Consider the following 16960-nt stretch of genomic DNA (forward strand, 5'->3'; position numbering starts at 1 on the left):
GACCCAATGCAAACCCCCATACCCCCAATTTCCAAAAGGGCTCTGAGACATCGTTGGCATAGAGCATGCATGATACGGTCAATCTCGCTCATCTGCCCCCACGTCTGCCTACGTCATAGGGGCGCGCCCACTCAACTCTTGCTATTCGAGCAACACTAAGACATAAATTAGGTAACTCTCTTTTCAAACAAATAGCAACAAGAGAGGGTCATGTTAGTCTAAACGGCGAACAGGGAACGCAGTCAATGTCGGTACCCAAAAATACCACCTTGACTCTATCGGTAGTTGAGTTAACGGACTCATCTTCTTTCCCGGACGATAATTACGACACGGCTTTCGGCTACGAAGTAGGCGGAAGTGGTGGTGACACCGGGAGCGGAACCAACACACTCACCAGCAGCACTTCCGTTACATTTGGATCAAATGATACTATATCATTCATTGATGCAAACGGAAATTCACATTCATTTACATATAGCAATATACTTACGTCATCATCAAATAATGGCGTCATGATTGTCCATGAATCAGGCACGCAGACTTGGTGGGTACTGGCAACTACATCTAGCAATATATCAAATGGGGATTATTTTACGCACAACGCCGACAATAATTCGGTCGCAAATGACACTACGTCATGGTCATATTCATCTTCAACCGATTTCGATACTTCTTACACATTTGAAACATCCAACGGATCCAACGTATCCCTGTGTTTTCTGTCCGGCAGTCTGATTGCCTTAAATAATGGCCAAAAGCGGGTCGAAGACGTAGTTACGGGTGATGAGATCGTAACCTACGTCGAGGGTGTAGCTACATCCCAACGTGTCACTTGGACTGGTCAGGCACATTGCATGGTCCGCCCGAATTTGCCCGATGACCAGGCTGGGTATCCGGTTCGCGTTCTCAAGGACGCTATTGCGGATGGTGTTCCTTTCAAGGACATGCTGATCACAGCGGAACACTGCCTGTTCTTTGACGGAAAGTTCACCCCGGCCCGTATGCTGGTGAATGGTCGCTCGATCTTCTTCGACAGGTCGATCACGTCTTACGACTACTACCACATCGAAACCGAAGAACACTCGGTCATCATGGCGGACGGCATGCTCACCGAGAGCTATCTCGACACCGGCAACCGACGTGCTTTTCGGACAAACGACGCTGTCATACGAGGTCTGTTCTCCTCGTCCAAAGATTGGAAAACCGACGCGGCAGCTCCGTTGGATACGTCACGAGAGACCGTCGAACCTTTATTTCGCCAGATCGAGGCCCGTTCGGCCCAGGTCGATGGCGCTCGCCAGACCGAAGTTCGTCCCCTGACCGATGACAGCAACCTCCACCTGGTCACGGAGACAGGCGCTGTCATTCGCCCGACGCGCGAGAGCAGCGGGCGTGTGATGTTCAGGCTTCCGCCCGATATCCAGTCCGTCCGGATCGTTTCCAGCGTCAGCCGTCCCTGTGACGTGGTCGGCCCCTTCGTCGATGACCGCCGGACCCTCGGCGTGCTGGTCGGTGAAGTCACCCTGTTCGAAAGCGACACCACGCGCACGCTGACCACCCACCTCCACAGCGACAGCCTCCCGGGCTGGAACACTGTCGAGGGCGGCACCATGCGCTGGACCGCAGGCAATGCCCTGCTCCCGCTCGGCCAGCGCTCCCCAGGCAGCCTCGCCATGATGGCCATCGAGGTCAAAGTCGCAGGGCCCTACCTGTTCAACGACACCCTCCCAGAACAGCAGACCAGACACGCCTGACCCCCTGCCCTGGATATCCAGGGCAGGGACCGTGAGCCTCAAGACCTCTTAATTCATTAAACTGAAAGTGCTGTCGTGGTTCACAGGCTCGCCGATGGAGGGTGGGCCTGTCGGCGATGTGTTTTTGCTGTCTGAGAGCCAGCTGGAACGGATTGAGCCATCTTCCCTCTGACACACCGAATACCACGCATGGATGACCGGCGTGTTCTGAAAGGGGTTGTTTATATGACCCGCAGCGGCTTTCAGTGGGAAGACATTCCGAAAGTGCATGGTCTGCACAAGATTCTGTATAATCGTTCCATCCGGTGAAGCCGCCTGGGTGTCTTTGACCGGATCTTCGTCGCCCTGACGGAATAGGCTAGCCGCAGGTCAGGTCAGTAACTTCAAACGCGCAGACGTATTGCTGGCGCATCTCCCTATACGAGAGAGAGAGGAAGTTATCGGGGATAGAGGCTATGACAGCAACCGGATCGCGCCATCACTTACAGAACGAAGCATTACCGCCTGCGTTCCGCCGAAAAAGAACCGGAAATTGAAGCCGACTTGTAACTGAGGTCTGTATAAAAACCGCAGTCTGATCGGAAACATGTTTGCAATACTGAAGGCTTGCTAACGTGGCGCTACCTGATAAGAGCCTGATCCGAAAGTTTTTCAACAATACCAGCATGTTGTGATTCATCCGTCTTTGCAAAGAGATGGAGTGAATGGTGGCATGGACTGATATTGCCCGACACGAACATAGCCGGGAGGGATTGCGATATCCATCGGATGTGACGGATGCCGAGTGGGCTTTGATTATGCCGTTCGTGCCCCTGGCGAAACGGGGCGGACGGCCTCGCACGGCGGATATGCGCGAGGTTGTAAACGCGATACTCTATATCGCCTCGGGTGGGTGTGCGTGGCGTCTGCGGCCGAAATGCTTTCCACCGGTCTCGACCGTCAGGCGCTACTTTTACGCATGGCGTGATGCCGGAGTGTTCGAAGCGATGAACACGGTACTGGTCATGAACCTGCGGGAGATCGAAGGGCGTGAGGCCTCCCCGAGCGCGGGCGTGATTGATAGCCAGTCGGTGAAAACCACGGAAAGTGGGGGAATTTCCGGTTATGACGCTGGAAAGAGGGTCAAAGGTCGCAAGCGCCATATTCTGACGGATACCTGCGGCTTCCTGATCTTCCTCCCTGTTCATGCCGCTGACATTCAGGATCGTGACGGGGCTGTCGATGTCCTGGCAGCAATACGCAAACACTTTCCATGGCTTCGCCACATCTTCGCCGATGGCGGCTATGCCGGCAATAAACTGCGATCCGCGCTTGCCAGCATGGGAAAATGGACGGTCGAAATCATCAGGCGATCAGACACAGCCGAGGGCTTTGAAATCCTGCCTCGCCGCTGGGTGGTCGAACGAACATTCGCCTGGCTCGGTCGCTGCAGGCGGCTCGCCAAAGACTGGGAAAAGTCCATAGCCTCGTCAACGGAGTGGACTTTGATCGCCTCAATCCGCATGCTGAACCGCAGAACCGCAAGGCATTGCCAGTGCTGAACAACTTTCGAATCAGGCTCTAAGATCGCTGCGCTTATACATTTATGTCCGCAATACAGATTGCAGCAAGCTTGATCTTCCACGTCAAAGAATGAGTCCTGAGCCCACCACCGACACCTTCTACTATTACAAGGGCCACCGTGCCGACCAAAATCGAGGCCCATGCCGCAATCTTCGTCAGGCACGACCGATGCGATGGCAGCTACTGCTGCACCGTGCCTTCCCGTTGCCGAACAGACGTCCTGGCGACGATTGTCTCCTCGAAATGCAGGTGGTGGCCCGGCGGCCGCGTATTGCGCGTCCGGGGTATGAAATAGAACCGGTTCTGGGGAAAATCGAACAGGACGATGCGGTCCGCAAAGAACGGCGTGCCCAGTACGGCCTTGTCGGTATCGCGTTCGATGGTCGCCGTCATGTCGGGCAACTTCGTGCCGCCAATATCGACGTCATGAATGGCGATCTCACGTCCGTCCGATACCAGACCGCTTTTCTCATCGTAATGAATGACGACCAGTTTGCCCCGGGCAACGGCATCCGGCGCGAGTTCCGGAATTTCGGTCCAGGATGACGGGACGGCAAAGACCGCGAGATCCGGATTCAGGCCGACAAGACGCTTCTGTCCGTCGATCGAGACCGGTATGCGCCAGCCGTCATCTTTCCCGGCAAGGGGGACGGACCGTGCATCGTCGCCCAACATACGCCCCGCAACATCCTGGCAATCCGCCGTCTGCCCGATCGTGAACAGCGTGAGCCGTCCATGTGGCATGTCGAGCAGGACGGCAGCATGTCTCATGAGATTGTAGCCCAGCACACCGACGATCGGGCGCCCCTGGACCATCTGCGTGCCAAGCCCGTGCAACTTCACGGCCTCGATATTCGCGAGATCGATCGGGCCCAGCTGAAGGTCGTCGATCGTGATTTCGGTTGCCGAAATCACATGATAGCCGTTGATTTCGACGGGTCGCTCATATCCCTGATAGGCGAAATCGAATGGCGCCTTTGCCGCATCGCGCACGTAGATCTGGTCAAAGGCAGGGCTGACATACATAGCCGCCTCATGGCCCTCGACACGCACGGGAACAATCGGTGCATCCGTCCGGCCGCCGAGCAACGGCAAAGAGATACTGCCGGTGATACAGGCATCAGTATCGGCTGCAAAAGCATCGCAGAGCGGACGGGAAAGCCCGATTACCAGAGCGGCACAGGCCAGACGGATCGTTTGATTCATGCGTGACCTCGACGCCACCTGACTGTTCGACATTCAGCGCGCTTCCGGTCGGAATTACCAGCCCGATGACGGTAGCCGGCCACGTGACGTTGCGGCAGCACAACCAGCATCGTAGGACAGTGCCATTCGCCCCCGTCCCGTATGCCGGAGCTCTGCCCTTCATGCTTTCATCCCTCCGCGCCGGCGGCGAGCTTTCGTTGCGTGGCATCGTGCTTGGCGCGCTGATCACGGTCGTCTTCACGGCATCCAATGTCTATCTCGGCCTCAAAATCGGCCTGACGTTCGCGTCCTCGATCCCGGCGGCCGTGATCTCGATGGCGACGTTGCGTCTGCTCGGTCGCTCCACCGTGCTCGAAAACAACATGGTCCAGACGCAGGCCTCCGCGGCCGGCACCCTGTCCTGCGTGTTCGCGGCCCTGCCGGCGCTCGTCATGGTCGGATACTGGCAGGGCTTCCCGTTCCTCCAGACCGCGCTGATTTCCGCGGCCGGCGGCATGACGGGCGTGCTGTTCACAATTCCGTTGCGACGCGCGCTCGTCTCCGAATCCGCCCTTCCCTATCCGGAAGGTGTCGCCTGCGCGGAAATCCTTAAGGCATCGTCGGCCGACAGCGACTCACGCAGCGTTCGCGCACTTGCGCAGGGCAGTCTGGTTGCCGCCGTATTCTCGTTCCTGAGCGGCGGGCTGCGGCTGGTGTCGGACGGGGTGAGCCTCTCCACCAGTATCGCGGGCGCCGCATTTCGCATTCAGGGCGGCTACTCGCTGGCACTTGTTGCGACCGGATATCTGGTCGGCATCGGCGGCGGCATCGCCATGCTGGTCGGGGCCGCGATCGCATGGGGCATTGCCGTCCCGTGGCTGAGCCTTGCCGGCAACCCGCAGCATCTGGCCGTCGATGCGCTCGCGACCACGATCTGGGTGCACAAGGTGCGCTTCATGGGCGCCGGCACGATCGCGGTTGCAGCCCTCTGGACGCTCGCAACGCTCGCGGGGCCTGTCGCGCGTGGATTGCGGGATGCCCTGTCCGTCCGCCATGCCGCCACGCGCGCAGCAACCGATCGCGATCTGCCGCCCCTGCTCACCATCGGTCTCGGCGCGGCCCTGATCGTGATCCTCTCCATGCTGTTCGCCGCGTTTCTCTGGCCGCAGGCGCCTCATGGCGCGATCCTGGGCGCCGTGCTCTTCGGAGCCCTCATGGTGACGCTGCTGGGATTTCTGGTGGCCAGTGCCTGTGGATACATGGCGGGGATCATCGGGTCGTCATCGTCGCCGATTTCGGGCGTCGGAATCATTGCGATCGTGGTGATCGCGACGCTGATGCTGGGTCTGGAAACGCTGCACATCGTGCCGCCCGTCTTCTCGGCGGCCGATCAGCATCTGGCGATCGCGTTCTGCCTGTTCCTGCTGTCGGCCATCGTGGCGTCCTCGGCGATCTCGAACGACAATCTGCAGGATCTGAAAACGGGCCAGCTCGTGGGCGCGTCGCCATGGCGCCAGCAGATCGCGTTGCTGATCGGGTGTGCCGTCGGCGCGCTCGTGATCCCGCCGGTTCTGAACGTCCTGTATCAGGCCTACGGGTTTGTCGGCACGATGCCGCGCGCGGGCATGGATGCGACCCATGCGCTGGCAGCGCCCCAGCCCGCGCTGATGGCCGCGATTGCGACGGGCATCCTGCTGCACAAGCTCGACTGGGACATGATCGGGATCGGAGCGCTGCTCGGCTGCGCGCTGATCGTCATTGACATGATGTTGCGCCGACGCGGACGGGTGATGCCGCCCCTGGCCGTCGGCATGGGCATCTACCTGCCGCCGGACGTCTCGATCACGATCGGCTTCGGCGCCCTTGTCGGCTGGATGCTGGCGCGTCGCAGGCCCGCCGAGACGCATAGCGAAACCGGCATCGGAACAATGCTGGCTTCCGGCTTCATCGTCGGCGAGAGCCTGATGGGCGTGCTGCTTGCGGCCCTTGCCGGGCTGAGCGGACACAGCGACCTTCTGGCCATTGCATCGGGCGACAGTACCGCCGCCGTGATGGGCGGCGGCCTGCTGCTGATCCTGATCGTGGCCTGGTTCGGAAAATGCGTAATGACGCGCTAAGGTGCGTCAGTTACGGATCCACCATTTGACGGGCTCGGGCTCGTCGTCCGTCGCGAGTACCGGTTCCGCGACACGGGCGCGGCGCGGTTGCGCGGCGCGTGGAGCCCGCTGCGGCGCGGTGTCTTCCACGTCCTGAACGACGGTCTGGTTGGCGACTGCGTCCCGGAGCTGAACGGTCAGTTCGGCAATGCGCTCGTCACGCTGGCGCAACTGGCTGTCGAGTTCCTGCGCGTGAAGATCCGCATGCGCCGCGCGCGTTTCCAGCGCACGGATGGCAGATCGCGCTTCGGCGAGCGCGCGTTCGCCCTCTTCCCAGCGACGCTGTTCGCGGCGAACCGACTGCTTCAGACGCTCGATTTCGTCGTGATCTTCCTGCGCGGCGACACTGGCGCGCGGAGATGCCGACCGCGAATGCTGGTGTTCGACAACGACCTGCCCGTCCTGGACAAAGCGGCGGCGCCGGTTCTCCTGCCTGGCATCGCTGCCCTGGGCATGCACCGGAGCCTGGTTGGCATGACGACGACCGGCCTGCGCCGCGTGGCTGCCCTGGTTGCCATTCTGTGAGCGGGCGGACTTGCCGCCTCCGAGACGTGCGAGTGCCTGTCGTAAGGATTCTTCGCTCACGTCCATGGAATCACTGCCATGGTCCGATTCCTGCGTATATTCTCGATTCACTTCAAAACTTTCTGTTTCGGCAAATTCTGCTTTCAAGCAGCCATTTCCGCCTGCAACGCGTTCTGGCTCTCTGAGAAGCGTGGCGGGACCGCGGCCGACGGCATGGCAGATCGCCACGCGATACTGACCGGCCGGATGTCATCGCAACGACCGGGCTATACGCGAAAACAACTTGACTGTCACGCGATCTGTCATACCGAGCGGCTAACGGTTTGGGATTGCGTTGGTTTCTCACCGGGCGCGGCACCCCGCATGCGCCCGTGGCAACAGCGTTACTCTCAAGCGCAAGAAAGCCGCGCATATTCGCCAAATAAACAGAAAGTAATGTGGGCGTCATGGCATCCATGTTGCAGCCCCATCAGGGCCCGCGCGTTTTGTCTGCGCAAGCGCATGTGACTGGCCTCGTCCGAAGCGACTGAGGCATCTTTGTCGAACTGTGGATCTGGTCCGGTTCCGTGGCCCGCCCTCGCCGGACCTTTTTTGAGTGGAAGTATGAGCTGATGTCGATCAACGCCGCACAGGCCTCTGGCCCGCACGCATCCACCCTCGAGCGTCCGGGGCCCGTGCCAGATGCTGATCCGACCTCCGTGCCGCTGGTGACGCCGTCGCGCAGACTGCGCGAGGGACTGGTGCGGCCCACCATCCTGATTGTCATGGGCGTTTCAGGCTGCGGGAAATCCACGCTGGCCGATGCACTCGCGGCCAGGCTGAAATGCGCCCGTCTCGAAGGCGATGATCTTCATCCGGCCAACAATATCGCGAAAATGAGCGCCGGCATCCCGCTGACTGACGAAGATCGCTGGCCCTGGCTCGAGGATATCGCCCATCGCATCCGGACCTGGAGCGAGGCCAAGCAGAGCGGCGTAATCACCTGTTCCGCGCTCAAGCGCGCCTACCGGGATATTCTGGCCGGCGGCCTTTCGAGCGTATGTTTCGTCTATCTGAAGGGCACGAAGGCACAGATCCTGCCGCGCCTGAGCCATCGCACCGGCCATTTCATGCCGACATCCATGCTCGACAGCCAGTTCGCCGCACTGGAAGAGCCGGCTCAGGACGAGATCGAAATGGATCTCGATGTAACGGCCGAAGTACCCGCCCTGTGCGACGCCGTGATCGCCTGCCTCGAACGGCTGCCCGCGCCGTGAAGGCGTATTGCTGATCCGGAACCCTCGCCAACGGGGCAGAAACGATTGCCCCGTCTCTTCTTCAGGTGGTTCGAGACGGCACCCAAAGAATATCGTCCTGCCCGTCGCGATTGAGATGGCGCGCAAGGACAAAGAGATAATCTGAAAGCCTGTTCAGCAGGCGCAGTTGTGGACCTCCATCCGGCCATCGGCCCGCTGCGACGACCGTACGTTCCGCACGGCGCGCGATGGTCCGCGCCAGATGCGCGTGAGCTGCCGCCGGCGTGCCGCCCGGAAGGACGAAGCTCGTCAATGGCGGTTGAACCGCGCGCAACTGCTCCGCCGCCGCTTCCAGTTGCAGCACCGCCTGATCGGTCAGGCATGCAGGACGATCGCTGTTCGGCTGGCACAGATCAGCGCCGAGATCGAACAGCGCCGATTGCAGGTTCGCTATGACCTGACGTTGCGGATGCGCCGGCTCCAGCGCCGCGGCCACGATGCCGAGTGCCGCGTTCGCTTCGTCCACATCGCCGATTGCAGCGATGAGGGGCGCTGATTTCGCAACGCGCGCACCATCGCCCAGCGAAGTCATGCCCCCGTCGCCGCCCCGCGTGGTGACACGGTCGATGCGAACGACGGGATCGGGCCGAGTCATGCTCTTAGCGATAACAGGGGAGATGACGGGACCGCAGCTCGTCGATTTCCTGGGCAAGTTCGACCTGGGTCTTCTTGGCAAACGTCTTGAGGCCGGGCATCGGCGAACCGGATGCCTCGATGCTTGCCTGATCGAGCAGGGCCCGGTCAGTGACCAGAAGCGCATGGAGGTAGGCCTGATCGGCGGCCGCGCCACGCTGGCGTGCAGTCGCGCGCAGCCAGTTGGTGTCCTGCGTGCTCAGCGTATCCGTCACGGTCACCGATGCATCGCCGGCCGCCTGGACCATGGCGATCCGGTTGGCCTCGTGGGCGCCGACGGAATGGCCGGCGAAGGCCTGCACGCAGGCCGAGCTGCCGAAGCTGCCTTCGTTGCGACCAAGCGACTCGGCAAGGAGATCGCTCTCGTCTGTCAGCTGCATGAACGCAGTGTCGGACTTGTTGGCGGTCTGTGTCGTCGTCACCAGCGCGGGCAGCGGCGCCGGGGACGGCGGCGGCGGCGTGCAGCCGGCCAAGGCCATGAGGGAAACGGCTGCAGCAAACAGGCAAGCCGAACCGTGTGCTCGGGAAGCGAAAACGGGGCGCTGGGCGTGTCGGGGCAAACCAATCCTCATCTGGGTTCTGGGTCTGGAATCAGGCGCGTTATCGGAACGGCCCGATACGGCCTCTGGCCGATATCCGGTCCGCGTCGTGTGACACGGGTCGGCCGCATCCTTGCAACCCTTGGCAGACACGTCCAGCCTTCGCGCCAAAAAGGACGCAGCCCATGACCCTTGCACCTCATTCCCGTTTCGCCCGCGCGATCATCGCAGTTGCAGCGTTCTACGGCCTGAGCGGCACGGCGCTCTCCGCCCTGACGACGCATCTGCCGTCCAGTGCGTTCGTGCCCGGCGGCCGGGAAATGGCTTGGCACGGGGTCTGGATGCAGATGTGGCACGCACCGGTTCTGCTGGCACTGGGGGTCGCGATGATCGCATCGGACCGATTCAGGGGGTACGGGTTTCGTTGGGCCGCAGCCGGGCTGAGCTTCGGGATCGCGCTGTTTTGTGCAGCAGTCTATGCGATTGCCTTTACCGGACGGCATTCCGGCATCGTGGCGCCCACGGGCGGCATGATCGTCATGGCTTCATGGATCATGATCGGGATTGCCGGTCTGCGCGTGCGCGCCTGAACCGCGCGACCGCAAGAAGACCGATCGTCTGAAGGCACAGCGCGATCACGAAGCATGACAGCGCGATCCCAACGAGCAGAAGCTGTTCGCGCTGCAGACCGTTCTGCAGACGCAGGATATCGTAGAGCGACTGCCACGCACGCGTCCCGGCAACCCAGACGATAGCAGCCTTCGCCGGTCCCCACATGCGGCACAGGGCCATGAGGATGACGGTCAGTCCGACCAGGACGACCGTTCGGACAAGGGTTGCGGCAATGCTTCCCTCCGGCGATGCGTCGAGCGCGGAGGGCGCCGGGGATTTGACGCGCGTGCGGGGCGATCTCATATTCGAACCTGACTTTCTGCCTCGTCTGGGCCCAAGCGTTAGTCCCGGCAGGCGCTTCGATCAATGAAGGCGTCCTTAAATGTCTTTTCAGTCTCGCCTGCGTGTTCTGGCTGCGACGGCAGTTCTAGCGGGTTCATCCGCAGCAATCGCCGCGACCCCGGTGCCGCCTCCGCAGATCGGCGATGCCCAGCCGACGCCTGTCGCCGCCCCCTACCCCGATACCTCCCTTGCCGCGAAGCAGGTGCAGGAGGCGTTTCGCACGGCGGCGAAAACCCATCGCAAGGTGCTGATCGACCTGGGCGGAAACTGGTGCCCGGACTGCCGTATCCTGGCCGGCATCTTCGAGGTGCCGCAGGTCAATGCCTGGCTGAATTCGCAGTTCGTCGTTGTTCCGGTCAATGTCGGGCGGATGAACACCAACCTCGACATCGCGCAGAAATACGGTGTGACGGTCAAGGCCGTTCCGACCGTTCTGGTCGTGACGCCCGACGGCAAGCTGCTGGATCCGGACGGAACCGTGGCACTCGGCAATGCGCGCGCGATGTCGCCGCAGGCGGTTCTCGACCTGATCGGCCAGTGGAACCAGCGCGGCTGAGAACGCCCGATCAGGCGACCTGATCGAGAAAGACGACCGTCGAGGCGCCGCCCTCGACGAGATCGGCAATCGCGGCGTTGAACGCGCGGCCATGGGCCGTGCCCATATGGGCCCTGAACGCGTCGTCGTCGCGATATGTCTCCTCGACATGAAACAGCAACGGATCATCCGCGAGCGTGTAGACCACGAAGCGGACACAGCCGGGTTCGGCCCGGACGTCCTGCGCCAGCGCGGTCAGCAGCTCCGCTACATGCGCCTTGTGATCGGGATGGGCGCGCATCGTGGCATACAGCGATTTCGTCATGAGAGCCGCTCCTAAAGCGAAAGTTCCTGTTCGGCTTCCTGGACCACTTCAGCCAGAACGTCCGGTTCGAAGGGCGAGGTCAGGCCGGCATCGGCGATAAGCGCCGTGAACGGCTTGGAGCCGCCCTCGGCGCAAAGGGCCGTATAAATGTCGAGCGTGCCTTCCGGGTCGCCGCGGCTGCTGAGCCAGAGCTGGAGCGCGCAGCACAGCGCAAGCGTGTAGTCGATGTAGTAGAACGGCGAGCGATAGATATGCATCTGCGCCTGCCAGCGGCCGCCCTTGCCGGGGTATTCGAGATCGCCCCAGTCGCGCCACGGCATGTAGTGCTGCTCGAGCTTGCGCCAGAGGATATGGCGCGCGGCCGGCGTCATGCCCGGATCGTCATAGATCTGGTGCTGGAAATGATCGACGCAGGCCCCGTACGGCAGAAATGCCAGACTGTCGAACAGATGCATGCGGCGATAGCGGTCCGCCGTTCCCGGCTCCACGAGCTTGTCGATCTGCGGCCAGGTCAGGAATTCGAGGCCCATCGAATGGATCTCGGCCGCCTCCATCGTCGGCCACAGCTCGTCGATCGACTTCTGGTCCCGGCTTTTCCAGTTCTGGTAGGCATGACCCATCTCGTGCGTGAAAACACCGATGTCATTGTGGGTGCCGTTGAAGTTCGCGAAGATGAACGGCATGCCCACGTCGGGAAATGACGTGCAGAACCCGCCCCCCGCCTTGCCTTCCCGGTTCTTGAGATCGAGGAAGCCGCGCGCATTCATGTCGCGGAAGAACGCACCCAGATCCCCGCCCATGGCATCGAACATGCTCTGCGCGCGCGCCAGCAGCACGTCATGGTCGCCGGCGGGCTTCGGATTGCCTTCCGGATCCACCAGTGCCTCGTCCCAGGACCGCAGGCCGTCCCATCCCATGGCAAGCCTGCGATGCTCCCAGAGCGACTGCACGAGCGGCGTCACATGGGTTGCGATCTTCTGGCGAAATACGGCCACGTCCGCCGGGCCGTAATCGGTACGGCGCATCCGGCGATACCCGAGTTCGACATAGGTATCGAAACCGAGCGTCGTCGCCATTCGATGCCGCAGGTGCACGAGCTTGTCGAAGATCGCATCCAGCGTCTCGCCGTGCTCCGCGAAAAATGCCCAGCGCGCCTGTTCGGCCCTGTGCCGCGTGTCACGATCGAGACTCTGTGCGAATGGGGCGAGGCCTGCGAGATTGACCGTCTGCCCGTCGATCTCGATCTTCGCGGAAGCGAGAAGCGCCGTGTATTCGGCGGAGATATGCGATTCTTCCTCGATATCGGCAGCGATACGCGGATCGAACGTCGTGATGTCGGCTTCCCACAGACGCACGACATGATCGCCCAGCGCACCGATGAGACCGGCGCGATCGGGATCGGCCAACAGGCGCCGTTTGATGGCGACCTCGTGCCCGGTCACGATCGGCCCCAGAGCGTCGGTATAATCGCGTTCAGCCTGGGCTGCGCTGTCGGTCGTATCGCGCGAGAACTGCAGATGCACCAGCGACGCCCAGGATTCGTAATGGCGTCGTGCGATATCGAACGCGCTCAGGGCCTCGCCGCGCGCGCCACGATCGAGTTTGTCCGCGATGTCGCGGTAGGTCTCGCGCAGGCTGTCCTCGGAGGGACGCGCGAACGCGACGTCGGAAAAGACGATGGACGGATCTTCATGTGCCATGCGGGCAAGTTTCGCACTCTCTGCCCGCCTCGTCTATCGCTACCGCAACTTCGCCACAAAGCTTGAGATCCGGTCGAGCGCGGAGGCGAGTTGGTCGTCGGATGCTGCAATCGACAGACGCAGATGCGGGCTCACGCCGAACGCCGTGCCCGGGACGGTCGAGACGTGGGCCTCTTCGAGCAAGGTCTGCGCGAATGTCACGTCGGTGTCGATCACGAGGCCACCGGGCGTCGTCCGGCCGATCAGGGCGGCAATCCCCGGATAGGCGTAAAAGGCGCCATCGGGGTTGGCACAGGTGATACCCGGGATCGCCCGCAAGGCTCCGACCACCTGATCGCGCCTGCGGGCGTAGGTATCGCGCATCGAGGCGATCCGTGACTGGTCACCATTCAGCGCCGCGACCGCACCCGCCTGCGCCAGCGTGCAGACGCCCGATGTCGCATTGCCCTGCACTTTCGCCATGGCGGCGATCAGAGGTGCGGGGCCGCCCGCAAATCCGACCCGCCAGCCGGTCATGGCATAGGCCTTGGCCACTCCGTTCAGTGTCAGGATCCTGTCGGCCAGATCAGGTGCCACCGCCGCAAGCGACGCGTGGACGCGATCGCCGAACGTCAGATGCTCGTAGATCTCGTCCGAAAGCACCAGCACATCCGGATAAGCCCGCAGGATTTCGGCAATGGCGGCGAGATCGTCGGGGCCCATGACCGCGCCGGTCGGGTTGCTCGGGAAATTGAGCACCAGCCACCGCGTGCGGGGCGACAGTACGGCCTTCAACGCGTCCGGACGAAGGCGAAAGCCGTCGGTTTCCTGACAGGCGACCGGGACCGGAACCGCGCCCATCATCTGTGCGATCAGCGGATAGCTGACCCAGTAGGGCGCCGGTACGATGACCTCGTCTCCTGGGTCGAGCGTCGCCATGAACGCGTCGAAAATGATCTGCTTGCCGCCATTGGCGATCAGGATCTGGTTGCGTGCGTAATCGAGCCCGTTGTCACGCCGGAACTTCGCAATCACGGCGTCTTTCAGCGCGATCGTTCCATCGACCGGCGGATAACGCGTATCGCCTGCACGCCCTGCCGCATATGCCGCTTCGACCGCCTCGGGCGGCGACGGAAAATCCGGCTCGCCAAGGGCCAGCGAGATCACGTCCACGCCCTCCGCTTTCAAGGCGCGGGCGCGCTGCGCCATGGCGATAGTGGCAGGCGGCGGCAGGTCGGCCAGACGCTGTGCGACGCGAAAGGTCATGTATGCAGGCCTTCGCAGAATGCGGTGACCCGACGGCAGGCCTCGCGCAGTGTCTCCGTGTCGGTCGCATACGAAATGCGGAAATAACCGGGACAGAGGAAGGCCGTGCCATGGACAGCGGCTACACCGGTTTCGTCCAGCAGAGCGGTCACGAAAACCTCGTCCGACGTGATTTTCGTGCCGCCGGCGCTGGTCAGGCCGAGTGCCTTTTCCATGGACGCAAAGACGTAGAACGCACCCTGCGGCACATGGCAGCTCAGATGCGGGGCGGCATTGATGGCCGCGACCACCAGATCCCGGCGGCCGCGATAGGTCTCGACCATCTCCGCAATGAAGTCCTGCGGGCCGGACGCCGCCTCGCAGGCGGCGGCCTGCGCGATGGAACAGGGATTGCTGGTGCTCTGGCCCTGCAGCTTCGTCATGGCCCTCGTCAGCGCGGCGGGCGCTGCCGTGTAGCCGACACGCCATCCGGTCATGGCATAGGCCTTGGACATGCCGTTCATCGTGACCGTCCGGTCGCGCAGCTTCGGCTCGACCTGCACGACGGTCTGCGCCACGAACCCGTCATAGACGAGCTTGGCATAGATATCGTCGGTGAAGACCCAGACATGCGGGTGGTCGAGCAGGACGTCGCACAGGCTGCGCAGCTCATCGGCGGTATAGGCGCTGCCCGTGGGATTGCACGGCGAGTTCAGCATCAGCCACTTGGTCTGGGGCGTGATCGCATCCGCCAGCTGCCGCGCCGTCATCTTGAACCCCGCGGCGGGATCGGTCGGCACCAGAACCGGGCGACCGTCGGCCAGCGTCACGATGTCCGGGTAGGACACCCAGGCGGGGGTCGGGATGATCACCTCGTCACCCGGATTGAGCGTCGCCACCATTGCATTGAAGATGGACTGCTTGCCCCCGGTCGAGACGACGATTTCATCTGCCGTGTAGTCGGTCCCGAAATCGGCTGCCAGACGGGCCGCGATCGCGCTGCGCAGCGCCTGCGTTCCGGCGACGGCCGTGTACTTGGTCTGGCCCTCGCGAATTGCGCGGATCGCCGCGTCCTTGACGTTCTCCGGCGTATCGAAGTCCGGCTCGCCGGCCGACAGGCTGATGATGTCCCGGCCCTCGGCCTTGAGCACCCGCGCCTTATCGGTGATGGCAATGGTCTGGCTCGGGCTAATACGGTTCAGGCGATCGGAGATGAGGGACATGGTTCGGGTCCGTCCGGATAGGGGGCGTGGCCGAACCCGTAGCGCATTTCAGGTTCCGAAACGAGAGCGGGCTCTACCGTTCGTCGCCATCCCTCGATGCAAACGGCACGGTGTACACGTCGCTCAGCAGATCAGGTCCGAGATCCGGCAGGGACGTCAGGCCCAGCAGCGCCAGGTCACGCGCGATTTCCCTGCTCAGGATCGTCACCGCCCGGTCGATCCCTGCCCCGCCCGCGACCGCGCAGGCCTGCAGGAAAGGACGGCCGATCATCACGGCATCCGCTCCAAGGGCGCGGGCTTTCAGGATGTCCCCGCCGCATCGAAAGCCGCTGTCGACCAGGACCGTCATGTCACCGGCCGCCCGCCTGATTTCGCCGAGAACTTCGAGCGGACTGACGGTCGAGTCCAGCAGCCGGGCGCCATGATCGGAAATGCCGATCCCGTCCACGCCCAGCGTCGCCGCCCTGGCCGCGTCTTCCGCACGCAGGATTCCTTTCAGCACGAGCTTGCCGCGCCAGCGGTCGCGGATACGCTGGACATGATCCCAGGTGAAGCGGGACGAGCCGCCAACCGCGCCGATTTCGCTGGAGAACAGGCCCGGGCCGCCATGCGGCCGAATGTTGACGATCCGCGGGTCGCGATCCCTCAGGATCGTGCGACCCATCGTGCCGAACGTCCAGCCGGGATGCGCGAGGCCACCAAGGATGGCGCGTGTCTTCGGCCGGATCGGCATGGTGTAGCCTGCACGCGTCTCGGCCACGCGCTGGGCCGCGACCGGCACGTCGATCGTCACCATCAGGACGTTGTAGCCGGCGGCGGCGACGCGATCGACCATGCCGTCGATGATGTCGGTGTCGCTCGGCAGATAGGCCGCGAACCATGTGCGCGGGTTGATGCGGATGATGTCCTCGAGCGGCGTCAGGGAATTGGCGCTGAGCGCATAGAACACGCCATGCCGATAGGCGGCCGCAGCCTCGAGCTTGTCCGCGTCGAAACACGTCATGGCGGCGCCGCCGGTGGGCGCCAGACCGAAGGGCTGTGCGTAGCGCTCACCAAACAGGATGACTGACGGATCGACCTGCGAGACATCGCGCAGGCGATAGGGCTTCCAGAGATAGCGATGAAACACGGCACGGTTGCGCCGCAAGCTGACTTCGAAGCCCGCGCCGTTGCGCACATATTCATAGACGGCGCGCGGCAGATAGCGCCGTGACGCGGCCTCGAAATCCGTCAGCTGGTAGATGTCACGCAGACGGCGACGGGTTGTAAGGGACATGAATGACGAGGCTCCGATGCAATTCGAAATCCTCGTCACAACGGCAGGGCTCAGGGCGCGTCCCGCCGCAGGC

General features: G+C 62.4%; 17 protein-coding genes. 7 read left to right on the forward strand and 10 right to left on the reverse strand.

The window, feature by feature from the left end; translation table 11 throughout:
* Nucleotides 1-512: 512 nt before the first annotated feature.
* The 3 genes from B8446_RS06975 (at nt 513) to B8446_RS06985 (ending at nt 3295) form a co-directional block, all read left to right on the forward strand.
* The gene (locus tag B8446_RS06975) at nt 513-1754 is read left to right on the forward strand and encodes a Hint domain-containing protein (RefSeq protein WP_241767679.1); all 1242 of its coding nucleotides are present in this window, start codon (nt 513-515) and stop codon (nt 1752-1754) included.
* Between the two features lie 400 nt (nt 1755-2154).
* Nucleotides 2155-2307, forward strand: a complete 153-nt coding sequence (locus B8446_RS16760) for a transposase (protein ID WP_148505889.1) — start codon at nt 2155-2157, stop codon at nt 2305-2307.
* Nucleotides 2308-2458: 151 nt separating this feature from the next.
* Entirely contained in the window at nt 2459-3295 is an 837-nt protein-coding gene (locus B8446_RS06985) for an IS5 family transposase (protein WP_048848641.1), read from the forward strand.
* A gap of 202 nt (nt 3296-3497) precedes the next feature.
* On the opposite strand, the gene B8446_RS06990 is transcribed toward B8446_RS06985, so the two are convergent.
* The gene (locus B8446_RS06990; RefSeq protein WP_148505890.1) at nt 3498-4523 is read right to left on the reverse strand and encodes a hypothetical protein; all 1026 of its coding nucleotides are present in this window, start codon (nt 4521-4523) and stop codon (nt 3498-3500) included.
* 161 nt (nt 4524-4684) lie between these two features.
* Here B8446_RS06990 and B8446_RS06995 point away from each other — a divergent pair, with 161 nt between their 5' ends.
* A complete protein-coding gene (locus B8446_RS06995) occupies nt 4685-6619 on the forward strand; it encodes an OPT family oligopeptide transporter (protein WP_048848643.1) in 1935 nt (644 codons plus the stop codon).
* A gap of 6 nt (nt 6620-6625) precedes the next feature.
* Here B8446_RS06995 and B8446_RS07000 read toward each other — a convergent pair whose 3' ends face one another.
* Nucleotides 6626-7411: a hypothetical protein gene (locus tag B8446_RS07000; protein WP_241767678.1), complete on the reverse strand. Its 786-nt coding sequence runs from the start codon at nt 7409-7411 to the stop codon at nt 6626-6628.
* 383 nt (nt 7412-7794) lie between these two features.
* Here B8446_RS07000 and B8446_RS07005 point away from each other — a divergent pair, with 383 nt between their 5' ends.
* The gene (locus B8446_RS07005; protein ID WP_048848645.1) at nt 7795-8439 is read left to right on the forward strand and encodes a gluconokinase; all 645 of its coding nucleotides are present in this window, start codon (nt 7795-7797) and stop codon (nt 8437-8439) included.
* 61 nt (nt 8440-8500) lie between these two features.
* Here B8446_RS07005 and B8446_RS07010 read toward each other — a convergent pair whose 3' ends face one another.
* Nucleotides 8501-9073 carry a cob(I)yrinic acid a,c-diamide adenosyltransferase gene (locus tag B8446_RS07010; RefSeq protein ID WP_048848646.1) on the reverse strand — a complete coding sequence of 191 codons (573 nt, stop codon included), beginning with the start codon at nt 9071-9073 and terminating at the stop codon, nt 8501-8503.
* 4 nt (nt 9074-9077) lie between these two features.
* Nucleotides 9078-9590 carry a DUF4142 domain-containing protein gene (locus B8446_RS07015; protein WP_048848647.1) on the reverse strand — a complete coding sequence of 171 codons (513 nt, stop codon included), beginning with the start codon at nt 9588-9590 and terminating at the stop codon, nt 9078-9080.
* A gap of 245 nt (nt 9591-9835) precedes the next feature.
* Here B8446_RS07015 and B8446_RS07020 point away from each other — a divergent pair, with 245 nt between their 5' ends.
* Nucleotides 9836-10240: a DUF423 domain-containing protein gene (locus B8446_RS07020; RefSeq protein WP_048848648.1), complete on the forward strand. Its 405-nt coding sequence runs from the start codon at nt 9836-9838 to the stop codon at nt 10238-10240.
* Here B8446_RS07020 and B8446_RS07025 read toward each other — a convergent pair.
* Nucleotides 10203-10565, reverse strand: coding sequence for a hypothetical protein (locus B8446_RS07025; protein ID WP_048848649.1), 363 nt, complete (start codon nt 10563-10565; stop codon nt 10203-10205). The genes B8446_RS07020 and B8446_RS07025 overlap by 38 nt on opposite strands.
* A gap of 79 nt (nt 10566-10644) precedes the next feature.
* Here B8446_RS07025 and B8446_RS07030 point away from each other — a divergent pair, with 79 nt between their 5' ends.
* Nucleotides 10645-11160 (forward strand): thioredoxin family protein, encoded by a 516-nt coding sequence (locus tag B8446_RS07030; RefSeq protein ID WP_048848650.1) that lies wholly within the window; start codon nt 10645-10647, stop codon nt 11158-11160.
* 10 nt (nt 11161-11170) lie between these two features.
* Here B8446_RS07030 and B8446_RS07035 read toward each other — a convergent pair whose 3' ends face one another.
* The 5 genes from B8446_RS07035 to B8446_RS07055 form a co-directional block, all read right to left on the reverse strand.
* Nucleotides 11171-11464, reverse strand: a complete 294-nt coding sequence (locus B8446_RS07035) for a putative quinol monooxygenase (protein WP_048848651.1) — start codon at nt 11462-11464, stop codon at nt 11171-11173.
* Nucleotides 11465-11475: 11 nt separating this feature from the next.
* A complete protein-coding gene (locus B8446_RS07040) occupies nt 11476-13164 on the reverse strand; it encodes a M3 family oligoendopeptidase (RefSeq protein ID WP_048848652.1) in 1689 nt (562 codons plus the stop codon).
* Nucleotides 13165-13203: 39 nt separating this feature from the next.
* Entirely contained in the window at nt 13204-14409 is a 1206-nt protein-coding gene (locus B8446_RS07045) for a pyridoxal phosphate-dependent aminotransferase (protein ID WP_048848653.1), read from the reverse strand.
* On the reverse strand, nt 14406-15611 hold the full coding sequence (locus tag B8446_RS07050; RefSeq protein ID WP_048848654.1) for a pyridoxal phosphate-dependent aminotransferase: 1206 nt from the start codon (nt 15609-15611) through the stop codon (nt 14406-14408). The genes B8446_RS07045 and B8446_RS07050 overlap by 4 nt, the downstream gene beginning before the upstream one ends.
* Nucleotides 15612-15684: 73 nt before the next feature.
* Nucleotides 15685-16887 (reverse strand): alpha-hydroxy acid oxidase, encoded by a 1203-nt coding sequence (locus tag B8446_RS07055; protein ID WP_053053752.1) that lies wholly within the window; start codon nt 16885-16887, stop codon nt 15685-15687.
* Between the last annotated feature and the right edge of the window lie 73 nt (nt 16888-16960).

The organism is Tanticharoenia sakaeratensis NBRC 103193 (genome assembly GCF_000963885.1).
GTDB classification, from domain to species: domain Bacteria; phylum Pseudomonadota; class Alphaproteobacteria; order Acetobacterales; family Acetobacteraceae; genus Tanticharoenia; species Tanticharoenia sakaeratensis.